Annotated in this window: 19 protein-coding genes; 12 read left to right on the forward strand and 7 right to left on the reverse strand. The window is 63.6% G+C overall.

The genetic code is table 11. The annotated features are described in order from the left end of the window. Positions 1 to 34 precede the first annotated feature (34 nt). The 4 genes from ACMGGN_RS08200 to ACMGGN_RS08215 are packed head-to-tail and all read left to right on the forward strand — an operon-like array spanning position 35 to position 3,815. Positions 35 to 862 carry an amidohydrolase family protein gene (locus tag ACMGGN_RS08200; RefSeq protein ID WP_414156658.1) on the forward strand — a complete coding sequence of 276 codons (828 nt, stop codon included), beginning with the start codon at positions 35 to 37 and terminating at the stop codon, positions 860 to 862. Positions 863 to 904: 42 nt separating this feature from the next. Next, positions 905 to 2,254: an MFS transporter gene (locus ACMGGN_RS08205; protein WP_119687112.1), complete on the forward strand. Its 1,350-nt coding sequence runs from the start codon at positions 905 to 907 to the stop codon at positions 2,252 to 2,254. Continuing rightward, positions 2,251 to 2,991, forward strand: a complete 741-nt coding sequence (locus ACMGGN_RS08210) for an SDR family NAD(P)-dependent oxidoreductase (protein WP_115274659.1) — start codon at positions 2,251 to 2,253, stop codon at positions 2,989 to 2,991. Before ACMGGN_RS08205 ends, ACMGGN_RS08210 begins: the two co-directional genes overlap by 4 nt. Further along, positions 2,988 to 3,815, forward strand: a complete 828-nt coding sequence (locus ACMGGN_RS08215; protein WP_414156659.1) for a sugar phosphate isomerase/epimerase family protein — start codon at positions 2,988 to 2,990, stop codon at positions 3,813 to 3,815. Before ACMGGN_RS08210 ends, ACMGGN_RS08215 begins: the two co-directional genes overlap by 4 nt. On the opposite strand, the gene ACMGGN_RS08220 is transcribed toward ACMGGN_RS08215, so the two are convergent. Continuing rightward, positions 3,805 to 4,278 (reverse strand): YMGG-like glycine zipper-containing protein, encoded by a 474-nt coding sequence (locus tag ACMGGN_RS08220; protein WP_119687110.1) that lies wholly within the window; start codon positions 4,276 to 4,278, stop codon positions 3,805 to 3,807. The two genes, ACMGGN_RS08215 and ACMGGN_RS08220, sit on opposite strands and share 11 nt — an antisense overlap. A gap of 341 nt (positions 4,279 to 4,619) precedes the next feature. Between ACMGGN_RS08220 and ACMGGN_RS08225 the strand changes: the two genes are divergently transcribed. Both ACMGGN_RS08225 and ACMGGN_RS08230 read left to right on the forward strand, forming a co-directional pair. Continuing rightward, positions 4,620 to 4,940, forward strand: a complete 321-nt coding sequence (locus tag ACMGGN_RS08225) for a hypothetical protein (protein ID WP_046786060.1) — start codon at positions 4,620 to 4,622, stop codon at positions 4,938 to 4,940. Positions 4,941 to 5,075: 135 nt separating this feature from the next. Continuing rightward, positions 5,076 to 5,891, forward strand: coding sequence for a substrate-binding periplasmic protein (locus ACMGGN_RS08230; RefSeq protein WP_115274662.1), 816 nt, complete (start codon positions 5,076 to 5,078; stop codon positions 5,889 to 5,891). A gap of 33 nt (positions 5,892 to 5,924) precedes the next feature. On the opposite strand, the gene ACMGGN_RS08235 is transcribed toward ACMGGN_RS08230, so the two are convergent. From ACMGGN_RS08235 to ACMGGN_RS08250, 4 genes are read right to left on the reverse strand one after another with little or no spacing between them, the layout of a single operon-like run. After that, positions 5,925 to 6,938, reverse strand: coding sequence for an XdhC family protein (locus ACMGGN_RS08235; protein ID WP_046786062.1), 1,014 nt, complete (start codon positions 6,936 to 6,938; stop codon positions 5,925 to 5,927). Between the two features lie 13 nt (positions 6,939 to 6,951). Next, positions 6,952 to 8,298, reverse strand: coding sequence for a c-type cytochrome (locus ACMGGN_RS08240; RefSeq protein WP_174141123.1), 1,347 nt, complete (start codon positions 8,296 to 8,298; stop codon positions 6,952 to 6,954). A gap of 18 nt (positions 8,299 to 8,316) precedes the next feature. Continuing rightward, on the reverse strand, positions 8,317 to 10,566 hold the full coding sequence (locus tag ACMGGN_RS08245; protein ID WP_174141124.1) for a xanthine dehydrogenase family protein molybdopterin-binding subunit: 2,250 nt from the start codon (positions 10,564 to 10,566) through the stop codon (positions 8,317 to 8,319). Next, positions 10,566 to 11,021: a (2Fe-2S)-binding protein gene (locus ACMGGN_RS08250; RefSeq protein ID WP_046786065.1), complete on the reverse strand. Its 456-nt coding sequence runs from the start codon at positions 11,019 to 11,021 to the stop codon at positions 10,566 to 10,568. Before ACMGGN_RS08250 ends, ACMGGN_RS08245 begins: the two co-directional genes overlap by 1 nt. Positions 11,022 to 11,280: 259 nt before the next feature. Here ACMGGN_RS08250 and ACMGGN_RS08255 point away from each other — a divergent pair, with 259 nt between their 5' ends. Together ACMGGN_RS08255 and ACMGGN_RS08260 are read left to right on the forward strand one after the other, a co-directional pair. Then, positions 11,281 to 13,467 carry an OsmC domain/YcaO domain-containing protein gene (locus ACMGGN_RS08255; RefSeq protein ID WP_414156660.1) on the forward strand — a complete coding sequence of 729 codons (2,187 nt, stop codon included), beginning with the start codon at positions 11,281 to 11,283 and terminating at the stop codon, positions 13,465 to 13,467. After that, on the forward strand, positions 13,464 to 14,225 hold the full coding sequence (locus ACMGGN_RS08260) for a hypothetical protein (RefSeq protein ID WP_052750422.1): 762 nt from the start codon (positions 13,464 to 13,466) through the stop codon (positions 14,223 to 14,225). Before ACMGGN_RS08255 ends, ACMGGN_RS08260 begins: the two co-directional genes overlap by 4 nt. Here the strand turns inward: ACMGGN_RS08260 and ACMGGN_RS08265 are convergent. Beyond that, the gene (locus ACMGGN_RS08265; RefSeq protein WP_046786067.1) at positions 14,222 to 14,521 is read right to left on the reverse strand and encodes a hypothetical protein; all 300 of its coding nucleotides are present in this window, start codon (positions 14,519 to 14,521) and stop codon (positions 14,222 to 14,224) included. The genes ACMGGN_RS08260 and ACMGGN_RS08265 overlap by 4 nt on opposite strands. Before the next feature lie 178 nt (positions 14,522 to 14,699). Here ACMGGN_RS08265 and ACMGGN_RS08270 point away from each other — a divergent pair, with 178 nt between their 5' ends. The 4 genes from ACMGGN_RS08270 to ACMGGN_RS08285 all read left to right on the forward strand — a co-directional run bounded on the left by ACMGGN_RS08270 (position 14,700) and on the right by ACMGGN_RS08285 (position 17,752). Further along, positions 14,700 to 15,128, forward strand: coding sequence for a DUF2231 domain-containing protein (locus ACMGGN_RS08270; protein ID WP_039601936.1), 429 nt, complete (start codon positions 14,700 to 14,702; stop codon positions 15,126 to 15,128). Beyond that, on the forward strand, positions 15,125 to 16,417 hold the full coding sequence (locus ACMGGN_RS08275) for a PQQ-dependent sugar dehydrogenase (protein ID WP_119687102.1): 1,293 nt from the start codon (positions 15,125 to 15,127) through the stop codon (positions 16,415 to 16,417). Before ACMGGN_RS08270 ends, ACMGGN_RS08275 begins: the two co-directional genes overlap by 4 nt. A gap of 75 nt (positions 16,418 to 16,492) precedes the next feature. Further along, the gene (locus ACMGGN_RS08280) at positions 16,493 to 17,071 is read left to right on the forward strand and encodes a hypothetical protein (RefSeq protein WP_039601934.1); all 579 of its coding nucleotides are present in this window, start codon (positions 16,493 to 16,495) and stop codon (positions 17,069 to 17,071) included. Between the two features lie 162 nt (positions 17,072 to 17,233). Next, a complete protein-coding gene (locus tag ACMGGN_RS08285) occupies positions 17,234 to 17,752 on the forward strand; it encodes a DMT family transporter (RefSeq protein WP_046786069.1) in 519 nt (172 codons plus the stop codon). Here the strand turns inward: ACMGGN_RS08285 and ACMGGN_RS08290 are convergent, their stop codons facing one another. Further along, positions 17,753 to 18,661, reverse strand: coding sequence for a LysR family transcriptional regulator (locus tag ACMGGN_RS08290; protein WP_125924884.1), 909 nt, complete (start codon positions 18,659 to 18,661; stop codon positions 17,753 to 17,755). Positions 18,662 to 18,774 lie beyond the last annotated feature (113 nt).

Genomic DNA, 18,774 nt, shown 5'->3' on the forward strand with positions numbered 1-18,774 from the left:
CAGGCAAGCGCAGTGGCGCTTGAAGGAACCGCCTTTGAACATCTTTGATGAACCGAAGATCGATTGCCATAACCATTTGTTTGACCCTGCACGCTTCGCTTACCACCCCGATGCGCCGTACGCGCCATCCGGTCAGGAGGTCGCGCCGCTGGAGCAGTTCAACCAGGTGATGGATGCCTATGGCGTGCGTCACGCCTTGTTGGTGGGGCCCAACAGTGGCTACCACACTGACAACCGCTGCCTGCTGCATGCCTTGGCCAGCGGTCAGGGGCGCTTCAAGGGCATAGCGGTGGTCGATCGTCAGGTCAGCCTCGAGCAACTGGCCCAACTGCGTGAGCAGGGCGTGGTCGGTGTGGCCTTCAACCCGGCGATGTATGGCGTGGCGAGCCTGCAAGACGTCGGGCCGTTGTTCGGCAAGCTTGCTGAACTTGGCCTGTTCGCCCAGATCCAGGTGTGCGAAGACCAGCTCGTCGAACTGCTCGGCCTGATCGAGCGCAGTGCGATGCGGGTATTGATCGACCACTGCGGGCGCCCGGATGCGGCGGCCGGTACCCAACAGGCCGGCTTCCAGGCATTGCTCAGGCTGGCCCGGCATGGGCGGGCCTGCGTGAAGCTCTCGGGCATGCAGAAATTCGCCGACGCTGCTGCCCTGCATGAGCAGAGCAGCGCCTACGTGCACGAGTTGATCAACGCTTTTGGCCCGCAAGCCTGTGTATGGGGTTCGGACTGGCCGTTCATCCGCCAACACACCCGGGTGGATTACGGCCCCTTGCTGAAGTTGGCCGAGCGCCTGATGCCAGACCCGCACCTGCGGCGGGCCGTCATGTGGGATACCCCCAGGCGCCTGTTCGGGTTCGCCTGACGCCTGCGCATTCGCCATTCCGATAACAAGAGAGCAATTGTCATGAATGCTGATCAGCCTAGCGGCGCCGGGGTGTTCGACACGCCTGCGCGCCAGCAGCAACGTACCCGTACCCGTTTCATGATCCTGGCGCTGATCTCTGGCGGCACCATGATCAACTACCTGGACCGCAGCGTCATGGGCATCGCCGCGCCAAGCATCAGCGCCGATCTGGGGCTGAATGCGGCGATGATGGGGGTGATTTTCTCCGCGTTCTCATGGACCTACGCCGCGGCGCAGATCCCCGGCGGCATACTGATCGACCGGCTGGGCACCAAGCTCACCTACTGGTTGGCACTGACGTTGTGGTCGCTGTTCACCGGCCTGCAGGGCTTGGCCCAAGGGTTTCTGTCCTTGCTGGGCATGCGCTTTCTGGTCGGTGTGACAGAAGCGCCGTGCTTCCCCACCAACAGCCGCGTGGTGGCGACCTGGTTCCCGCAAAGCGAGCGGGCCAGGGCGACGGGTATCTACACCTTTGCCGAGTACACCGGCCTTGCGTTCCTGACACCGTTGCTGTTTTGGGTCTTGCACGCCTATGGCTGGCGCTTTCTGCTGATGGCGGTCGGATTGATGGGCGTCCTCTATGGGGTGGTCTGGTGGCGCAAGTACCATGAGCCACACCAGTCGACCACCGCCAACCAGGCAGAGCTGGACTACATCGCTGCCGGCGGTGGCGTGGTCGATGGTGGCCAGAAAGCCACTGTCTTCCAGTGGTCACAGATCCCGGCGCTGCTCAAGCATCGCAACATGCTCGGTATCTGCCTGGGGCAGTTCGCCTGCAACTCGACCAACGTGTTCTTCCTCACCTGGTTCCCGACCTACCTGGTCACCGAGCGGCATATGCCGTGGCTCAAGGTCGGCTGGGTGGCGGTGCTGCCGTTCATCGCCGCTTCGTTGGGCACGCTGGTCGGCGGCTGGCTCTCCGATGCCTTGCTGCGCCGCGGCTACTCGCTGAATGTGGCGCGCAAGCTGCCGGTGATCGCCGGCCTGCTGACCGCGTCGGTCATTGTCCTGGCCAACTATGTCGAGTCGGACGTGCTGGTCATCGCCATCCTCTGTATTGCCTATTTCGCCCAGGGTATGTCGGCCCTGGCCTGGATGATCGTTTCCGACATCGCGCCCAAAGGCTTGCTGGGCCTCAGTGGCGGGCTGTTCAACCTGTTCGCCAACGCCGCCGGCATCGTTACCCCGTTGACCATCGGCCTGATCGTGACGGCCACCGGGTCATTCGTCTGGGCCCTGGTGTTCGTGTCCTCGATCACCGCGCTGGGCGCGCTGTGTTACCTGTTCATGGTGCGCGACCTGCGTCGCCTGCCGGATATTCCCTGTGTTGAAAAAGGAGCTGAACAATGAGCCAACCCCTGCAAGGGCAAACTGCAATCGTTACTGGCGGCATGCGTGGCATCGGCCTGGCCATCGCCCAACGGCTGCACACCGCCGGTGCCCAGGTGGTGATCTGGGACCTCGCGGTGGATGGCTGGGACAGCGTCGACAACGGTTTCGAGCCAGTGCTGCGCCAGGTTGTGGATGTCGCTTCGCTGGCCTCGGTCGAGGCGGCATTCGCTGACGTACTGGCGCGTGTGGGGCAGGTCGACATCCTGGTCAACAACGCTGGCATCAATGGGCCGGTGGTACCGTCCTGGGAATACCCGCCAGAAGCCTGGGACAAGGTCATCGCCATCGACCTGAACGGCGTCTTCTACTGCTGTCGAACGGCCATCCCGCATATGCGCGAGCGCGGCTATGGGCGGATCGTCAACGTGGCGTCGATGGCGGGCAAGGATGGCGTGCAGTACATAAGCGGCTACTCGGCTGCCAAGGCCGGGGTCATCGCCTTCACCAAGGCCGCAGCCAAGGAACTGGCGCAGGATGGCGTGTCGCTCAACTGCATCGCCCCGGCGATGGTCGAAACCCCGTTGATGGCCGAGATGACTGCGGAGCATATCGCGGCCAGCAAAGCCAAGATCCCGATGGGGCGTTTCCTCAAGGCTGAGGAGATTGCCAACATGGTGGCCTGGATCGCCGGGCCGGAATGCAGCTTTACCACAGGCTTCGTATTCGACCTCAGTGGCGGGAGGGCGACTTATTGAAGCCGCTAGGGGTTGCCCACCTGACAGCGCTGGACCTTGCGCCTGAAGCGCTGGTGCGTGAAGCCGGCCGGGCCGGTTTCAGCACTGTTGGGTTGCGGCTGCACCCGGTGATGCCGGGTGCGCAAGCGTATCCGCTTGCGGTTGGTGGCCAGGCGCTACGGGAACTGAAGGCTGTGATGGCAGGTGAGGGTGTAGGCGTTGCCGACATAGAGTTCGTCTCGCTGACGCCGCAGGTGCAGGTTGGCGATTGTGCGATGTTGCTGGCGGCAGGCGCTGAACTGGGTGCCACCAGCCTCACGGTATCCGGGGATGATGAAGACGGTGTGCGGCTTGCGCACAACTTCGCGGCGCTGTGTGAAATGGCCAAGGAGTATGGTTTGCGTGTAGACCTGGAGTTCATGCGCTGGAGACCGGTGGCGACCTTGCAGCAGGCGCTGGCTGTGTTGAACATGGCTGGGCAGGACAACAGCGCGGTACTGGTGGATGCGCTGCATCTGTTCCGTTCGGGCGGGGATGTAGCGGCACTTGCCGAAGTCGACCCGCGCTACCTGCGAGCGGTGCAACTGTGCGATGCGCCGCTCACTGCGCCGGCTGAGGCATTGATTATCCAGGAGGCGCGTGAAGGGCGGTTATTGCCGGGGCAGGGGCAGTTGCCACTGGCAGCGTTGATGGGGGTGTTGCCGACGGATGTGCAGGTGAGTGTGGAAACGCCGTCGGTAACGCTTCGCGGTGAAAACCGGTTGAAACACGTGCGTGAAGCGACGCACGGTTGGTTAGGCAATGTTCGTCTGCCAACCAACCGGCAGCCCCAGATCAAGGATTGACCTGATATCCCCGCCCTTGCAGGCAACCGCTGTAGGCGCTGGCTTGCGCCGAACTTTGTGCCTGATCCTCGGTGCGCCGGTCCTCGCGGCGATCCTGGCGTTGCCGGGAACCACCGACGACCGCTCCGGCAGCGGCCACTTCCCCAGCACGGTTCTGCCGATACTCTTCTTTGGCGTCGTCGCCGGCCCGGTCAGACAACGCTTCATGCTGGTTGCTGCGTACCTGCGCGCCAGCGGCACCGGCTGCAGCACCCACAGCCGCGCCTTTGACCCGGCCACCGACATTGGGGCTGGAGGTAGTTGCGGCGTTGTTCGCGGCGTTGGCTGCCACGGTATTGCATTCATTGATATCCAGCTGCATCTGCTGGCTGCTCTGACCTTTTAATGGGGTTACCGACTGGGCCTGCAGTGCCGGGGCTACGCAAAGCAGCACCAGCAGGAAACTCCCTGTGAACGGACGCATGACACACCTCCACTGAATGGGAATTGCATCTGACAGCATAGCTGCCGGTTGCGGCCCTCGACCAAGTCGACGACGAGCCGAGTATCAACCTCAGGTACTCGAGCGGGCGTTTTCCGGTGGACGTGCGCGACGTGGGTATCTACCTGGCGGTGAAAGGGGCCTGGTAGTCGCCCCTGGTGGCTACAGCCAACCGGACGGCGCACACCGCTAGGGCGATGGGCCCCACCTATGGTATACAACCCTCATTACCACACCACCATCACCTGGCGCCTGGAAGCGTTCTGGGTTGGTCGGTGACTTTCCTGCAACTGCTCCTTTTATAGAGAAACGGAGATTCGAAGATGACCGCCACCGACCGTCTGAGCCTGCTTCAGTATGAGCACCTGGGCCTGGACGATGTTGCCGCCGCTGAATTCAAGGTCGCTCTGGGTGAACTGCGCAAGTTGGCACTGGGTGACCGTTACGAACACCACGCCGCGCTGCATCTGGGCGATATCGCCGAAGCGGAAAACCGTCAGCAACTGGATCAGACCAAAAACTGGGGCATAGGCTTCCTGCAGGGGCTGAGCTGCGCGCAAACGCTCACCGAAGAGCAAGTCAAGGCACTGCGCGGCGTGTTCCAGGCGGCCGCCAAGCGGTCTTTGGCGCGCATGCCCGGATAAATTTCTGGCAGCCAGCGGATTCTCGTCCAGACTCTGTAGAGCATGCGGGCAGCAGTACAGCAGACGTGCACAGGATGTGGCAGCCTTTCGCGACCACGGCTGGCCGCCTAAGGCCGCATGCACCGAGGGTTGTAGATGGTCGAGCGGTGGTCCGGCCGGTCTTTGCTGCTTTCGTTTTCCCTGATTCTGTTGCCTCAGGCCTGGGCAGCGGAGGATGTGTGTCGGCAACTGACGGCCACCGGCAATCCGGAATATCCCCCTTACTTGTGGCGCGACCCGAACGACCCCCAGCGACTGATCGGTGCCAACGCCGACCTGCTTGACTACCTGGGCCAGGCGCTCGGTGTGAAAATGCAGGTGGTCTACGGCGGGCCATGGTCGCGGGCTCAGGAACAGGTGCGCAAAGGCCGTATCGACTTGATGGCCGGTTACTTCCTGACCCAGGCGCGTCAGCAGGAGGCGGACTTCATCAGCCCGCCGTTCTTGCATACGCCAAGTGTTGTCTGGGTGCGCCAGGACGCTGCCTTTGCCTACCGTGGCTGGTCAGACCTGAAGAGGCGCAAGGGCGGCACCCTGGTCAGCAACAGCCACGGCCAAGAGTTCGACGATTACGCCAGGGCCAACCTAACGCTCGAAGCCGTTCCCGGTGCCAGGCAGGCGTTCGAGAAGCTGCTGCACAAGCGCAACGACTACCTGATCTATGAGCAGTACCCCGGCATGGCGCTGGCGCGCACGCTGGGTATGGACAAGCAATTGAAGGTGCTCGATCCGCCGGTGTCCAGTGAAGGCCTGTACCTGGCGCTGTCCCATGCATCGCCGTGCAACCAGCCCAGGCTGCGTGAGCAACTGGCGCAAAAAATGAAGGAAATCGTCTCTGGCCCGCTGCCTGGGCAGCTGCTGGCGAAGAACCTGGAGCGCTGGAAGCAGGAGCAAGCGGGCGGGCAGCATTGAGGCACGGTGTGCTGGCATTGGCGCACGTTCACCTCATGCACTGGCTTCCCGAGCCCGCTTGGCCTTGGTCACATCGACCGCGCTGGGCAAGGCAACGCCGTTCTTGATGGCAAGAACCTGCGCCATGACGCTGACCGCGATCTCTGCAGGGGTCTTGCTGCCGATATAGATACCGATGGGGCCATGCAGGCGTTCGAGTGAGGCTTGCGTCTCACCGAAGTGCTCGATCAGCCGTTCGCGGCGCAGCTGGCTGTTACGCCGGGAACCGATCGCACCGATGTAGAAGGCTGTGCTGTGCAAGGCTTCGAGCAGGGCCAGGTCGTCCAGCTTGGGGTCATGGCTCAGGCCAATGATGCAACTGCGCAGGTCGGGGGCAAAGGCCCTGACCACATCGTCCGGCATGCCGACTATCTTCTCCACGCCCGCGACATTCCAGCCATCCATGTATTCGCGGCGAGGGTCGCAAACGGCCACCTTGAAGCCGTTGAACAGCGCCATGGTCGCCAGGTACTCGGCCAGTACCCCGGCACCGATCAGCAGCATGCGGTAGCCGGGGCCCAGGGTATTGACCATGCGTTGGCCATCGAAGCTGAACTGCTCGGGTGCGTGCGTGGCGGCCAGGCTTACGCCACCGGTGCCGAGGTCCAGCTCGCGACGGACCAGGTTGCCAGCGTCCAGCTGCGGCAGAAGCTGCTCAAGGCTGGGCAATGAAGGGCTGAACTCGAGTATCAGCTCCAGGGTCCCGCCGCAGGGCAGGCCAAAGCGATGAGCCTCGTCGGCACTGACGCCATAACGCACCACGCGCGGCGGCCCTTCCGGCATGCCTTCGCCGTTGTAGGCAGTGGTGTAGCGGTGCACCAGGTCATCCTCGATGCAGCCACCGGAGACGCTGCCAATGACCCTGCCATCGCCACGCAGGGCCATCATCGAGCCCACCGGCCTGGGCGACGAACCCCAGGTGCGGGCTACGGTCGCCAGCAGCACCCGCTCGCCGGCCTGGAGCCAGTCACGGGTGGTGCGCAGGACCAACAGGTCGATGCTTTCCATTGACAGTGTTTCCTCAGCGCATGTGCAAGATGATCGGGCTGCTGCTGGCCGGGTCGGTATCCCCGCGCAGCTTGCTGACGGCCTGCGCGTCGACCGCACCGCCGTGGTTGCCCCAGGTACTGCGGACAAAGCTCAGCACCTGGGCGATCTCCTGGTCCGACAACTGCTCGCGGAACGCAGGCATGCGGTAGGCATCCGGCAGCCCGGCGGCGACGATCCGTTGCGAGCCATTGAGGGTGATGTTGATCGCCGAAGCATTCTCCTTGGCCAGCGCCGAGGTGGCCCCCGCCAGCGGCGGCATCCACTCTGCCTGGCCCTTGCCATCCAGGCCATGGCACGTAGCGCAGCGGGTCACGTAGGTGTGGGCGCCGGGGCTGTTCAGGCGTTCACCGGCAGACACTGCCTGATACTGCCACGGCGCGCCGTCACGTTGGGGGTCGGCCGGCAACGATTTGAGGTAGCGGGCGATCGCTGCCAGGTCGTCATCGCTCATGAACTGGGTGGAATTGTTGAACGCCTCGGTCATCGACCCATAGACCACCGCATGCTGGTTGCGCCCGTGCTTGAGGAACTGCACGATCTGGGCCTCGCTCCAGCGGCCCAGGCCGGTGTTGTGGTCGTTACGCAGGCTGGGTGCGTACCAGCCATCGAGCAGCGCGCCGGCCAGGAACGCTTTGCCACCTTCATCCAGGGCTTTTTCGTTGAAGGCCAGGCCCCGTGGGGTATGGCAACTGCCACAGTGGCCGGGGCCCTGAACGATGTAGGCGCCTCGGTTCCACACCGCGTCCTGCGCCGGTTTGGCTGCATAAGGTTCGTCTGCTGCGAACACGCCGTTCCACAGCGCGATCGGCCAGCGCATGTTCAGTGGCCAGGGAATGTCGCTGGGGATGTTCGCCTGTTGTGCAGGCTGTACGCCTTTCATGAAGAAGGCATACAACGCCCGCACATCGTCATCGCTGAGCTTGGCATATGAGGGGTAGGGCATGGCCGGGTACAGCCGTCTGCCCCCCGGTGCGACGCCGTGGCGCACAGCGCGGTCGAAGTCGGCAAGGCTGTAATGGCCGATGCCGGTCGCGGGGTCGGGAGTTACATTGGTGGCGTGTATCGCCCCCAGCGGTGTGGCCATTTCCAGCCCACCGGCAAATGGCTTGCCGTCGGGCAGGCTGTGGCAGGCGACACAGTCGCTGAGCCTGGCCACGTACTCACCACGGCTGACCAGCGCCGGGTCGAAGCTGGCGTTCTGTTCGGTGACGAAGGGCGAAGCGGGCTCACGGGTGACATACCAGGCCAGCAGGCCTGCAGCGACCAGGCACGGCAGCGCCAGCCAGCCTGCGGTTCTTGCGAATCGACTATGGGTCATGTGGCGGTCCTTGTCCGGTCAGCTGAAGGTATGGCGGCTCATGGGCAGGCTGCGGATGCGCTGGCCTGTGAGTTGCGCCACCGCGTTGGCCACTGCTGGCGCCACCGCAGGCAACGGCGGCTCGCCAATGCCCCCCATCTTCGCGCCGCTTTCGACAATGCGCACATGCACCCGGGCCATGCGCGAGGCTGGCAGGATCGGGTACAGGTCGTAGTTGCGCGCGCGCGGCTTGCCATCGATGTATACGGCTTCCTCAACCAGCGTCTGCGACAGGCCAAGGGCCACGGCGCCGTTGACCTGGGCTTCGATGATCGCTGGGTTGACGATGCTGCCGGGGTCGATCGCCTGCCAGATGTCGTGGACTTTCACTTGGCCATCTTCGATCGACACTTCGGCGATCACGGCGGCCTCCGAGCCGAACGGCGAAGCCATGGCCACACCACGCGCCCGCTTGCTGCCGTCTTCAGCGGTGAACGGCCCGCGCTTCCAGCCACCGGACAGTTCACCCACCGCTTGCAGCAGGTTGGTCAGGCGCGGGTTGTCGCGCAGCAGGTGCAGGCGCAACTCAAAGGGGTCTTTACCGCCTTTGTCAGCCAGCTCGTCCAGGAAGGACTCATAGAAGAAATCGTTCAGCGAGTTGCCCACCGAGCGCCAGTAACCCAGCATGGCCGGGCCCTTGACGTAGATCTGTGCGATGCGCTTGTTGGCGATGGCGTAGGATTTGCCCGACAGCCCTTCGAGCGCCGTCGGGTCGATTTTCTCGCCTTGCTTGCCCGCCAGGGCCTCGGTCGGCCCCTCTGTGGCACTCACCGCTTCGATAGCCACTGGCAGGCCATCGGCATCCAGCCCTGCGCGGAACTTGACCACCGCAACCGGCCGCAGCACATCGCGCAGGAATTCTTCCTCGCGGCTCCAGATCAGCTTGACCGGGCGGCCGACGGCCTTGGCCAGCAAGATGGCCTGCGGGTAAGGGTTGGCCGAGTCATACAGGAAGTGGCGACCGAAGAACCCGCCCAGAAGCGGCGAGTGCAGGGTGATCTGTGCAGGATCCAGGCCGGTGCGTTTGGCGATGTCGTCACGGAACATGTCCGGCGCCTGGTTGGGCAGCCAGACCTCCAGCGAACCGTCGGGGTTGAAGCGCGCCAGTGCCGACGGCGGCTCCAGCTGGGCATGGTTGAGATACTGGTTGTGGTAGGTGGCCTCGACCTTGGTTTTGGCATTGCCCAGTGCAGCGGCCACATCGCCTTCGCTTTCGTCGTCCTTGGCGGGGCCTGTCTGGGCGGCCAGGTGCTCGCGCCAGGCATCGCTGGAGAAGTCGGCGGGCATCGCGCGTACCTGGCTGTCGGCGCCCGGCTCCTGCCAGTCCACCTGCAGCGCCTCGACCGCACGCTTGGCGTGCCACCAGCGTTCGGCCACCACGGCAACGGCGCCTGGCAATTGATGCACCGAGTGCACGCCTTTCATGGCCTTGACCTGGTCTTCGTTGCGCAGGCTGCCTACGGTCATGCCCAGGCGCGGGGCATGCTGCACAGCGGCGTGGAGCATGCCGTCGAGCGTGATGTCGATGGTGTAGAGCGCTTTGCCGGTGGATTTGTCGTAGGCATCGACACGGCGCACCGGCTTGCCGATCCAGCGGAACTGGCTGGGGTCGCGCAGCGTGATGCCCGCTGGGTTCGGTACCGGCAGGTCCATGGCCCGTTCAGCCAGCTCGCCATAGGCCAGCGAACGGCCCGAGGCGGCGTGCAGCACTTTGCCAGGTTCGGTGGACAGCTCGCTCACCGGTACGCCCCATTGCTCGGCGGCGGCTTGCAGCAGCATGGCCCGGGCGAGGGCGCCGAGGCGGCGCATGGTCGGGTAGCTCATGCGCACCGACATGCTGCCGCCGGTGATGCGCATGCCGTTTTCCATCACTACGTAGGCTTCGCCCGGCGGGGCACTGTCGACCACGAACGTGGCAGGGTCCGCGTCCAGTTCTTCGCCGACGATCTGCGCCATGGCGGTGTAGGTGCCTTGGCCGCCTTCCATGAACGGGCAGAGCAGGCGTACCGTGCCGTCCTGGCGGATTTCCAGGAATGCAGGTACCTGGGTGCCGCGTTCCTGGGCAGCGGCCGTCGCCGCTTGGACCCGGCTGACGCCCAGCGGCAGGCCGAAGCCCAGGACCAGGGCGCCTACGGCGGTACCGGCGAGAAAGCGCCGACGCGACAGGTTGACCGTTTCGCCCGGGGGCAGGTCGAGCAGCGCTGCAGGGTTATCGACAGGCGTATTCATCAGGCCTTCTCCCCTTGGGCGAGTTCGTGCACGGCGGCATGGATGGCGTTATAAGTGCCACAGCGGCACAGGTTGACCATCGCCGCATCGATTTGCGCATCGCTCGGTTGCGGGGTGTGCTTGAGCAGCGCGGTAGCCGCCATCACCTGCCCGGACTGGCAGTAACCGCATTGGGCCACCTGATGCTCGACCCACGCGGCCACCACGCGCTTGCCCACCGCATCGGCCTCGATGGCTTCGATGGTGGTCACTTCACGCCCGACCACTCCGGCCACCGGCGTGACACAGGCGCGCACCACATTGCCGTCCACCAGCACCGAGCAGGCGCCGCACTGTGCCAGGCCACAGCCGTACTTGGTGCCGGTCAGGCCGAGGTCGTCGCGGATCACCCACAGCAACGGCGTGTCGGCGTCGGCCTCGACCTGGTAGGTCTTCTGGTTGATTCGAAGTTCCATGGCTCACCTGCTGATCATCGGTTGTGATTATGTTGCCGTGCAGGGAATACGTTGTTCCCCAATCCGCAAACGCTAGCACAGCGGGGTGAGCGGCGGCCTGCCGTGTACGGCAGGTTCAGAGAATCAGGCAAGCAATCCGGCGAAATGCGCAATCAAGTGCCGCAGCGGTGGGCGGCACAGACAAACAGGACTTCCAGCCGAAAAAACCGGATAATGCCGGCCAATTTCGTTTTGCACGCTTAAATCACGGTGTTCCCGCATGGAAATCAAGGTCAACTTTCTCGACAATCTTCGTCTTGAAGCCAAATTCGACGACTTCACGGTGATCGCCGACCAGCCGATCCGCTACAAAGGCGATGGCTCGGCCCCGGGGCCGTTCGACTATTTCCTTGCCTCATCGGCCCTGTGCGCCGCCTATTTCGTCAAGTTGTACTGCCAGACCCGGGATATCCCTACCGAAAACATCCGCCTGTCGCAGAACAACATCGTCGACCCCGAGAACCGCTACAACCAGATCTTCAAGATCCAGGTCGAGCTGCCGGAAGACATCTCTGAGAAGGACCGGCAGGGCATCCTGCGCTCCATCGACCGCTGCACGGTCAAGAAAGTGGTACAGACCGGCCCCGAGTTCATCATCGAGCAGGTGGACAACCTCGATGCCGACGCCCAGGGCCTGCTCATGCCGGTGGCCGACACCACCACCTACATCGCCGGCAAGGACCTGCCGCTGGAGCAGACCATCGCCAACATGTCGGGCCTGCTCGCCGGGCTGGGCATGAAGATCGAGATCGCCTCGTGGCGCAACATCGTGCCCAACGTCTGGTCGCTGCACGTGCGCGATGCGCAGTCGCCGATGTGCTTCACCAACGGCAAGGGCTCGACCAAAGAGGCCGCGCTGGCCTCGGCGCTGGGTGAATTCATCGAGCGTTTGAACTGCAACTTCTTCTACAACGACCAGTTCTGGGGCGAGGACATCGCCAACGCGCCGTTCGTGCACTACCCCAACGAGCAGTGGTTCAAGCCGGGCCCCAAGGACGCGCTGCCAGCCGAGGTCCTCGACGAATACTGCCTGCAGATCTACAACCCGGACGGCGAGCTGCGTGGTTCGCACCTGTATGACACCAACTCGGGCAATACCGCGCGTGGCATCTGTTCGCTGCCGTTCGTGCGCCAGTCGGACGGGCAGGTGGTGTACTTCCCGTCCAACCTGATCGAAAACCTGTTCCTCAGCAACGGCATGAGCGCAGGCAATACCCTGGCCGAAGCGCAGGTGCAGTGCCTGTCGGAGATCTTCGAACGGGCCGTGAAGCGTGAAATCCTTGAGGGCGAGTTGTGCCTGCCGGATGTGCCGCAGGAGGTGCTGGCCAAGTACCCAGGCATCGTCGCAGGCATCCAGGGGCTGGAAGAGCAGGGCTTCCCGGTGCTGGTCAAGGACGCGTCGCTGGGCGGTGAATTCCCGGTCATGTGCGTGACCTTGATGAACCCGCGTACCGGCGGCGTGTTCGCCTCGTTCGGCGCGCACCCAAGCTTGGAGGTGGCGCTGGAACGCAGCCTTACCGAACTGCTGCAGGGCCGCAGTTTCGAGGGGCTCAACGACTTGCCGCAGCCGACCTTCGAAAGCCACGCGCTGACCGAGCCGAACAACTTCGTCGAGCACTTCATCGATTCCAGTGGTGTGGTGTCGTGGCGCTTCTTCAGCGCCAAGGCCGACTTCGAATTCGTCGAGTGGGACTTCTCCGGCCATGGCGAAGACTCCAACCTCCAGGAAGCCGCGACCCTGTTCGGCATCCTCGAGGGCATGGGCAAAGAGGTGTACATGGCTGTGTACGACAACCTCGGCGCCAACGCCTGCCGCATCCTGGTACCGGGTTACTCGGAGATCTACCCGGTCGAGGACCTGATCTGGGACAACACCAACCGTGCCCTGGGGTTCCGTGCCGACATCCTCAACCTGCACAGCCTGGACAACCGTGCATTGCGTGCGCTGCTCAAGCGCCTGGACAACTGTGAGGTGGACGACTACACCACCATCACCACGCTGATCGGTGTCGAGTTCGATGACAACACGGTGTGGGGCCAGTTGACCATCCTTGAGTTGAAACTGCTGATCTGCCTGGCGCTGAAGCGTTTCGAGGACGCCAAGGAGTTGGTCGAGGCGTTCCTGCAGTTCAACGACAACACTGTCGAGCGCGGTTTGTTCTACCAGGCCCTGAATGTGGTGTTGGAAGTGGTGTTGGATGATGAGCTTCAGATGGAGGACTACGAGGCCAATTTCCGCCGCATGTTCGGCAAGCCGCGCATGGATGCAGTGCTGGGTTCGGTGGACGGTAGCGTGCGCTTCCATGGCCTGACCCCGACCAGCATGAAGCTGGAGGGGCTGGACCGCCACCTGCGCCTGATCGAGAGCTACAAGAAACTGCATGCCGCCCGGGCCAAGGCGGTGTGACAAGGCTCGAGCCGCTCGACCTGCCTCTTCCCGATTACCCCGCACCGGGCCTGATTGGCGAGGCCCTGTACCTGCGCTACGCGGCCTTAATGGCGCAAGCGGCTAATAGGTCCGCGCCGCTGGCCGATGACGCAGTGCGTCATGAAGGCCGGCGCCTGGCCAGCGATCTGCTGGGCCAGGCAATCACCTTGGGCAGCAGCAAAGCCCACGAAGGTTCGGATGAGATCTACTGGTTGGTGCAGAGCGCTGCTATCGCCTCCTTGTTCGCCGATGGCGCCCAGTGCGCCGAATTTGCCCGGTACAGGCAGCACGTGGCCTATTACTCGGAAGGCTGCCGTACGGCGGGACAGGTCAATGCTTTCGACCGCTACGTGGCCGCCAATGGCCAGCCTGCAGTCGAAGACGAGGTGCAGTCCCGCTCAGCGGATGACCACTACCGGGTAATGGTGAGGCCATGGGAGGCTGGAAATACGCATTGGGTCTATTCCCCGCGTGTTCTCGATACCCACCAAGGCACTTGCCTGCTGAGCTTCCAGGATGCCTGTTGGTCAGCGGACGTCAGCACCTGGCATAGCGGCTCGACCGTCGAACTGGCATTGCGCAAGTACCCAAGCCACCGCGCGCGCGACGGCATACGCGTGATTATCGACTGTACAAAACGGTGTGCGCTGCTGGAGGCCGGCGGTGAAATCGAACTGGCGGATCTGGAAGCCGTGCTGGACGCCCGGCTTGAGGGGGCGGAACCCGGCAGCCGCTAGTTCTTGCACTTGGCCATGACCACCTGGCAGGTCCTGGGCGTTCCGCCGGACCGGCCGGCATAGCGGATGCAATTGTTCATCGACTTGTGGCGGGCCATGCTCAAGGTATCGCCCCACGCCAGGCCGCCTTCTCCCATAGTGGGCACGGCCTTGGCGAAACAGTTCGAGCCCAATGCCGCTGTCTGGTAGCGAGCCTGGCTGTGCTTGCTCGAACATCCGGCAGTCAGCGCCATGCTGAGGCCAAGCAGGGCATGTGCGGCCCACAACGCGTACGGTCGTGCTTTATCAGCGCTCATGCCATTTGCCTCGGGTGGAAAGGGGGTGAAGTCTTTCAGGATATTTCTATCAAGCCAAGCGGTGAACTAACCGGACGTCAAGGTGATCCTTTGCTAAGCGCACCCCGCGCACGCCTGACGGACCGGGCACTCGCGCCTGTCCGCCAGCCCCGGGTCACTGACTGAGTAAGGAGGCGCCGTGACCGCTACCGAGCAAACCCTCTACCGATGCACGCCCAGCCCGCTGCACGCAATCCTGCTGGCCGGCACGGTCCCGCTGTTTCTTGGCGCATTGCTGAGTGACATTGCCTACTTCAAGAGCTACCAGATCCAGTGGAGCAACTTCGCCTCCTGGTTGATTGCCGGCGGCCTGCTGTTCTGCGGGCTGACGTTGCTGTTCGCGCTGGCCAACCTGGTCCGCGCCGAGCGCAAGGGCGGGCGGCCGACGCTGTACTTTTTGCTGTTGCTGGTGACTTGGGTACTAGGGCTGGTCAATGCCTTCGAGCACGCCAAGGATGCCTGGGCAGTGATGCCAGCGGGCCTGGTGCTGTCTTTGATCGTGACCGTGCTGGCCTGCGTGGCGGCCTGGCTGGGTATGAGCAACCTGCGTTCGGGAGGTGCGGCATGAAACCTTTGCATGCATTGCCTGTATTGAGTGTAGCGCTGTTGTTGAGCGCCTGCGGTGGGGAAGGCGAGGCTACCCAGGCCCTGGGCCCCGACCCGAAATTGCCGGCCCCCGAGCGTGGCCTGTTGCCGAGCATGAAGATCGCCCAGCCCGCACACTGGGGCGAGCAGAAGCCAACCGTGCCTGAGGGTTACAGCATCACAGCCATTGCCACTGACCTGAAAATCCCGCGGCAGAGCCTGGTACTGCCCAACGGTGACATTCTGGTGGCCGAAGGCCGGGGCGGCAGTGCGGCCAAGCTCAAGCCCAAGGACGTCATCGCCAGCCAGATCAAGGCCAAGGGCAATACCCAAGTCAAGGGTGGCAACCGCCTGACACTGCTGCGCGACGCCGACGGCGATGGCACCTACGAGGTGCAGACGGTGTTTGCCGAAAACCTCAACGCGCCTTATGGCCTGGCCTTTGCCGATGGCAAGCTGTACGTGGCCAACCAGGACGCGCTGGTGCGTTTCGACTATCAGGAAGGCCAGACCCAGGCGGGCGGCCCGCCGACCAAAGTCACCGACCTGCCGGCCCAGATCAATCACCACTGGACCAAGGCGCTGACCATCAGCCCCGATGGCCGTTACCTGTATGTGGGTATCGGCTCGAACAGCAATATCACCGAGCGGGGCATGGAAGCCGAAGTCGATCGCGCCATGGTCTGGCAGGTCGACGCTGCCACCGGTGCGCACAAACCCTACGCCACCGGCTTGCGTAACCCGACGGCGCTGGCCATCCAGCCTGGCAGCGGGCAGCTGTGGACCGTGGTCAACGAGCGCGATGAACTGGGCCCGGACCTGGTGCCGGACTACCTCACTTCGGTGCGCGAAGGTGGCTTCTATGGCTGGCCCTACAGCTACTGGGGGCAGAATGTCGATGAGCGGGTGAAACCGCAGAACCCGGACAAGGTGGCCGCCGCAATCAAGCCCGATTACAGCCTCGGTTCGCATGTGGCCGCGCTGGGCGTGGACTTTTCCATACCGGCCATGGGCGAGCGCTTTGCCGACGGCGTGTTCGTCGGCGAGCACGGCAGCTGGAACCGGCCAAACCCTGTGGGCTACAAGGTGATCTTCGTGCCGTTCAGCAACGGCAAGCCTGCCGGTGAACCGATCGACTTCGCCACCGGCTTCCGGGCCGAGGATGGCCAGACTCGCGGCCGGCCGGTCGGTGTGACGGTTGACCCTCGGGGGGCACTGATCATCGCCGATGATTTGGCCAATACCGTATGGCGGGTCACGCGCAATCGGTAAGTCCAGCTATGGTGTAGGAGCGGCGCGTGAAGCGTTCACGCGCCTGTCCGGTCTTGAACACAGGGAAGCAGGCCTATGAATGCTCTTTGTACACTCGCTCGCGCTGTTGCGCTTGCCACGCTCGTCGGTACCGCCAGTTACACGGTGCAGGCTGCCGATATACCCATTGCCAGTGAAGCACTGGAAAGTCATGTGACCACACAGGTCACCGCCATCGACCAGGCCAACCGGCAGGTCACGGTCAAAGGCCCTGACGACAAGGACGTGACGTTCCAGCTCACGGAAAAGGCCAAGGCGCTGCCCAACCTCAAAGTCGGTGACCAGGTCGATATCTACGTGACCCGTGCGGTGGCCTATGTACTCAACACAGAGGTGGGCGGGGCGCCCAAAGCCAGCGATGAGTCTGGAACCATCCGCGCCACCAAGGACAACCCCAACCCGGGCGGTGAGGCATTCCGCCAGGTACGGGTAACGTCGCAGATCAAGAAGATCGACCTCAAGACCCATGAGGTGAGCCTGCTACCGCCGGAAGGCAAGTTGCAGGTGGTCAAGGTCGAGGACCCTGAACTGCAGGCCCGAATGAAAAACCTCAAGGTCGACCAGACGGTCGATGCGATCTACACCGAAGTACTGCGGATCGAGACATCCCGCTGACCTCTCGCCGGCCTTTTCGCGGGCGACCTCGCGAAAAGGCCGGCGTCATCGATCGGTATCCATCATCCATGTGGCGAATAATCTGAGTGCAGGATTTCGATTTCCATAACGCCCGTCGATTTTCAGATGATGTACCGACCCTGTCTTCAGATGAGTGCATCCATGCCTAACAAGGCCCTGCTTATTGCGTTTCTTCCCTTGGTTTTGGCGCTGCTCGCCGGAGTCGTGCTGCCCTACCAGGCCGCCAGCAACGCGGCCGTCGGTCGTGCGCTCGGGCACTGGCTTTGGGGCGCGTTCACATCATTGACGGTCAGTTCCATTGTGGTCATCGCAGCCTTGCTGGTTTTGCGGGTACCGCTGCCTGACCTGGGCAAAGCATTGCAAGGCCCATGGTGGCTGTGGATCGGCGGGGTGCTTGGCGCACTGTACGTCGCCGCTGCCGCCGCCTTGACCCCCAAGCTTGGCACTGCGGGCTTTCTGGTGCTGGTGGTGGCGGGGCAGATTCTGACGTCGGTGATTGTCGACCACTTCGGCCTGATGGGCGTTGCCAGCAAACCGGTGAGCCTGCCAAGGCTTGCGGGGGTGGTTCTGATACTCGTTGGGGTGTTCCTGGTGCAGAGCACCTGGGCCGCAAGCCCGGCGGCTGCCAAGACGGCCATCGTCAAACAGCCCGAAGGCTGATCAGCGACCGGGCTGGCAACAGGCCCAGACCGTCTCCCGCAGCCAGCGATGCCCTGGATCACTGTCTTTTCTGGTGTGCCATGCCTGCTGATAGGCCAGGTTCGGAATTGGCAAGGGCGGAGCGAACTGGCGCAGGCCCTTGTGTGGCCGCATCGGGCCCACCGCGCGCTTGGCCACGGTAAGGATCAGGTCGGTGCCGCCGAGCACTTCGACGGCGGCGCTCCAGTGCGGCAGCGCCAGGGCAATGCGCCGGCGCAGGCCCCGTTCACCCAGCGCGCGCTCGATCTCGTCATGGGCGTCCGGGCGCATGGCCATGAGCACGTGCGGCCGTGCCAGCCAGTCATCCAGGGCAAGGCCACCTTTGGCCGGCAGCACCTGGCGGTCGGCGATGCTGACGAAGCTGTCCTCGAACAGTGTCTGTGCGGTAATGCCCTGCGGCAGCTCGGGGAAGATGCCCAAGGCGAGGTCAAGTTCGCCATCGAGCAACTGCGCCATCATCGCCTCGCGGCTGGCCTGGCTGATGGCAAGGTCTACGCCCGGTGCTGCCTGGCGCAGGTGACGGACCAGTGGCGGCAGGATGATCCGCGAGGCGTAATCGGACAACGACAGGCGGAACCTGCGCTGAGCCAGAGCGGGTTCGAAGCGTGGTGTGGCCAGCAGGCTGTTGAGGCTGCCCAGCGCGTCCTGCAAGGGTTTGATGAGGGACTGGGCGCGTGCGGTCAGGGCCATGTGGCCGTTCTGGCGGATCAGCAGCGGGTCGTCGAAATGTGCGCGCAGTTGCGCCAAGGCATGGCTGACTGCCGGTTGGCTGCGGTGCAGGCGGATGGCAGCGCGGGTCACGTGTTTTTCGCTGAGCAGTGCATGCAGGGCCAGCAGCAGGTTGAGGTCGATCTTGCGCAGTTCATCCATGGTGCGAATGGCCAGGTTGGCTTTTGGGGGCTTCGTATCAGCCTAACAGATGTGCGCACTGCCGAGCGCGCAGCCCCCCTGCCACAGATGAAAGCCACCCAAAGCAGCATTGA

This window comes from Pseudomonas sp. BNK-30, from assembly GCF_047456185.1.
Classification (GTDB): Bacteria; Pseudomonadota; Gammaproteobacteria; order Pseudomonadales; family Pseudomonadaceae; genus Aquipseudomonas; species Aquipseudomonas putida_E.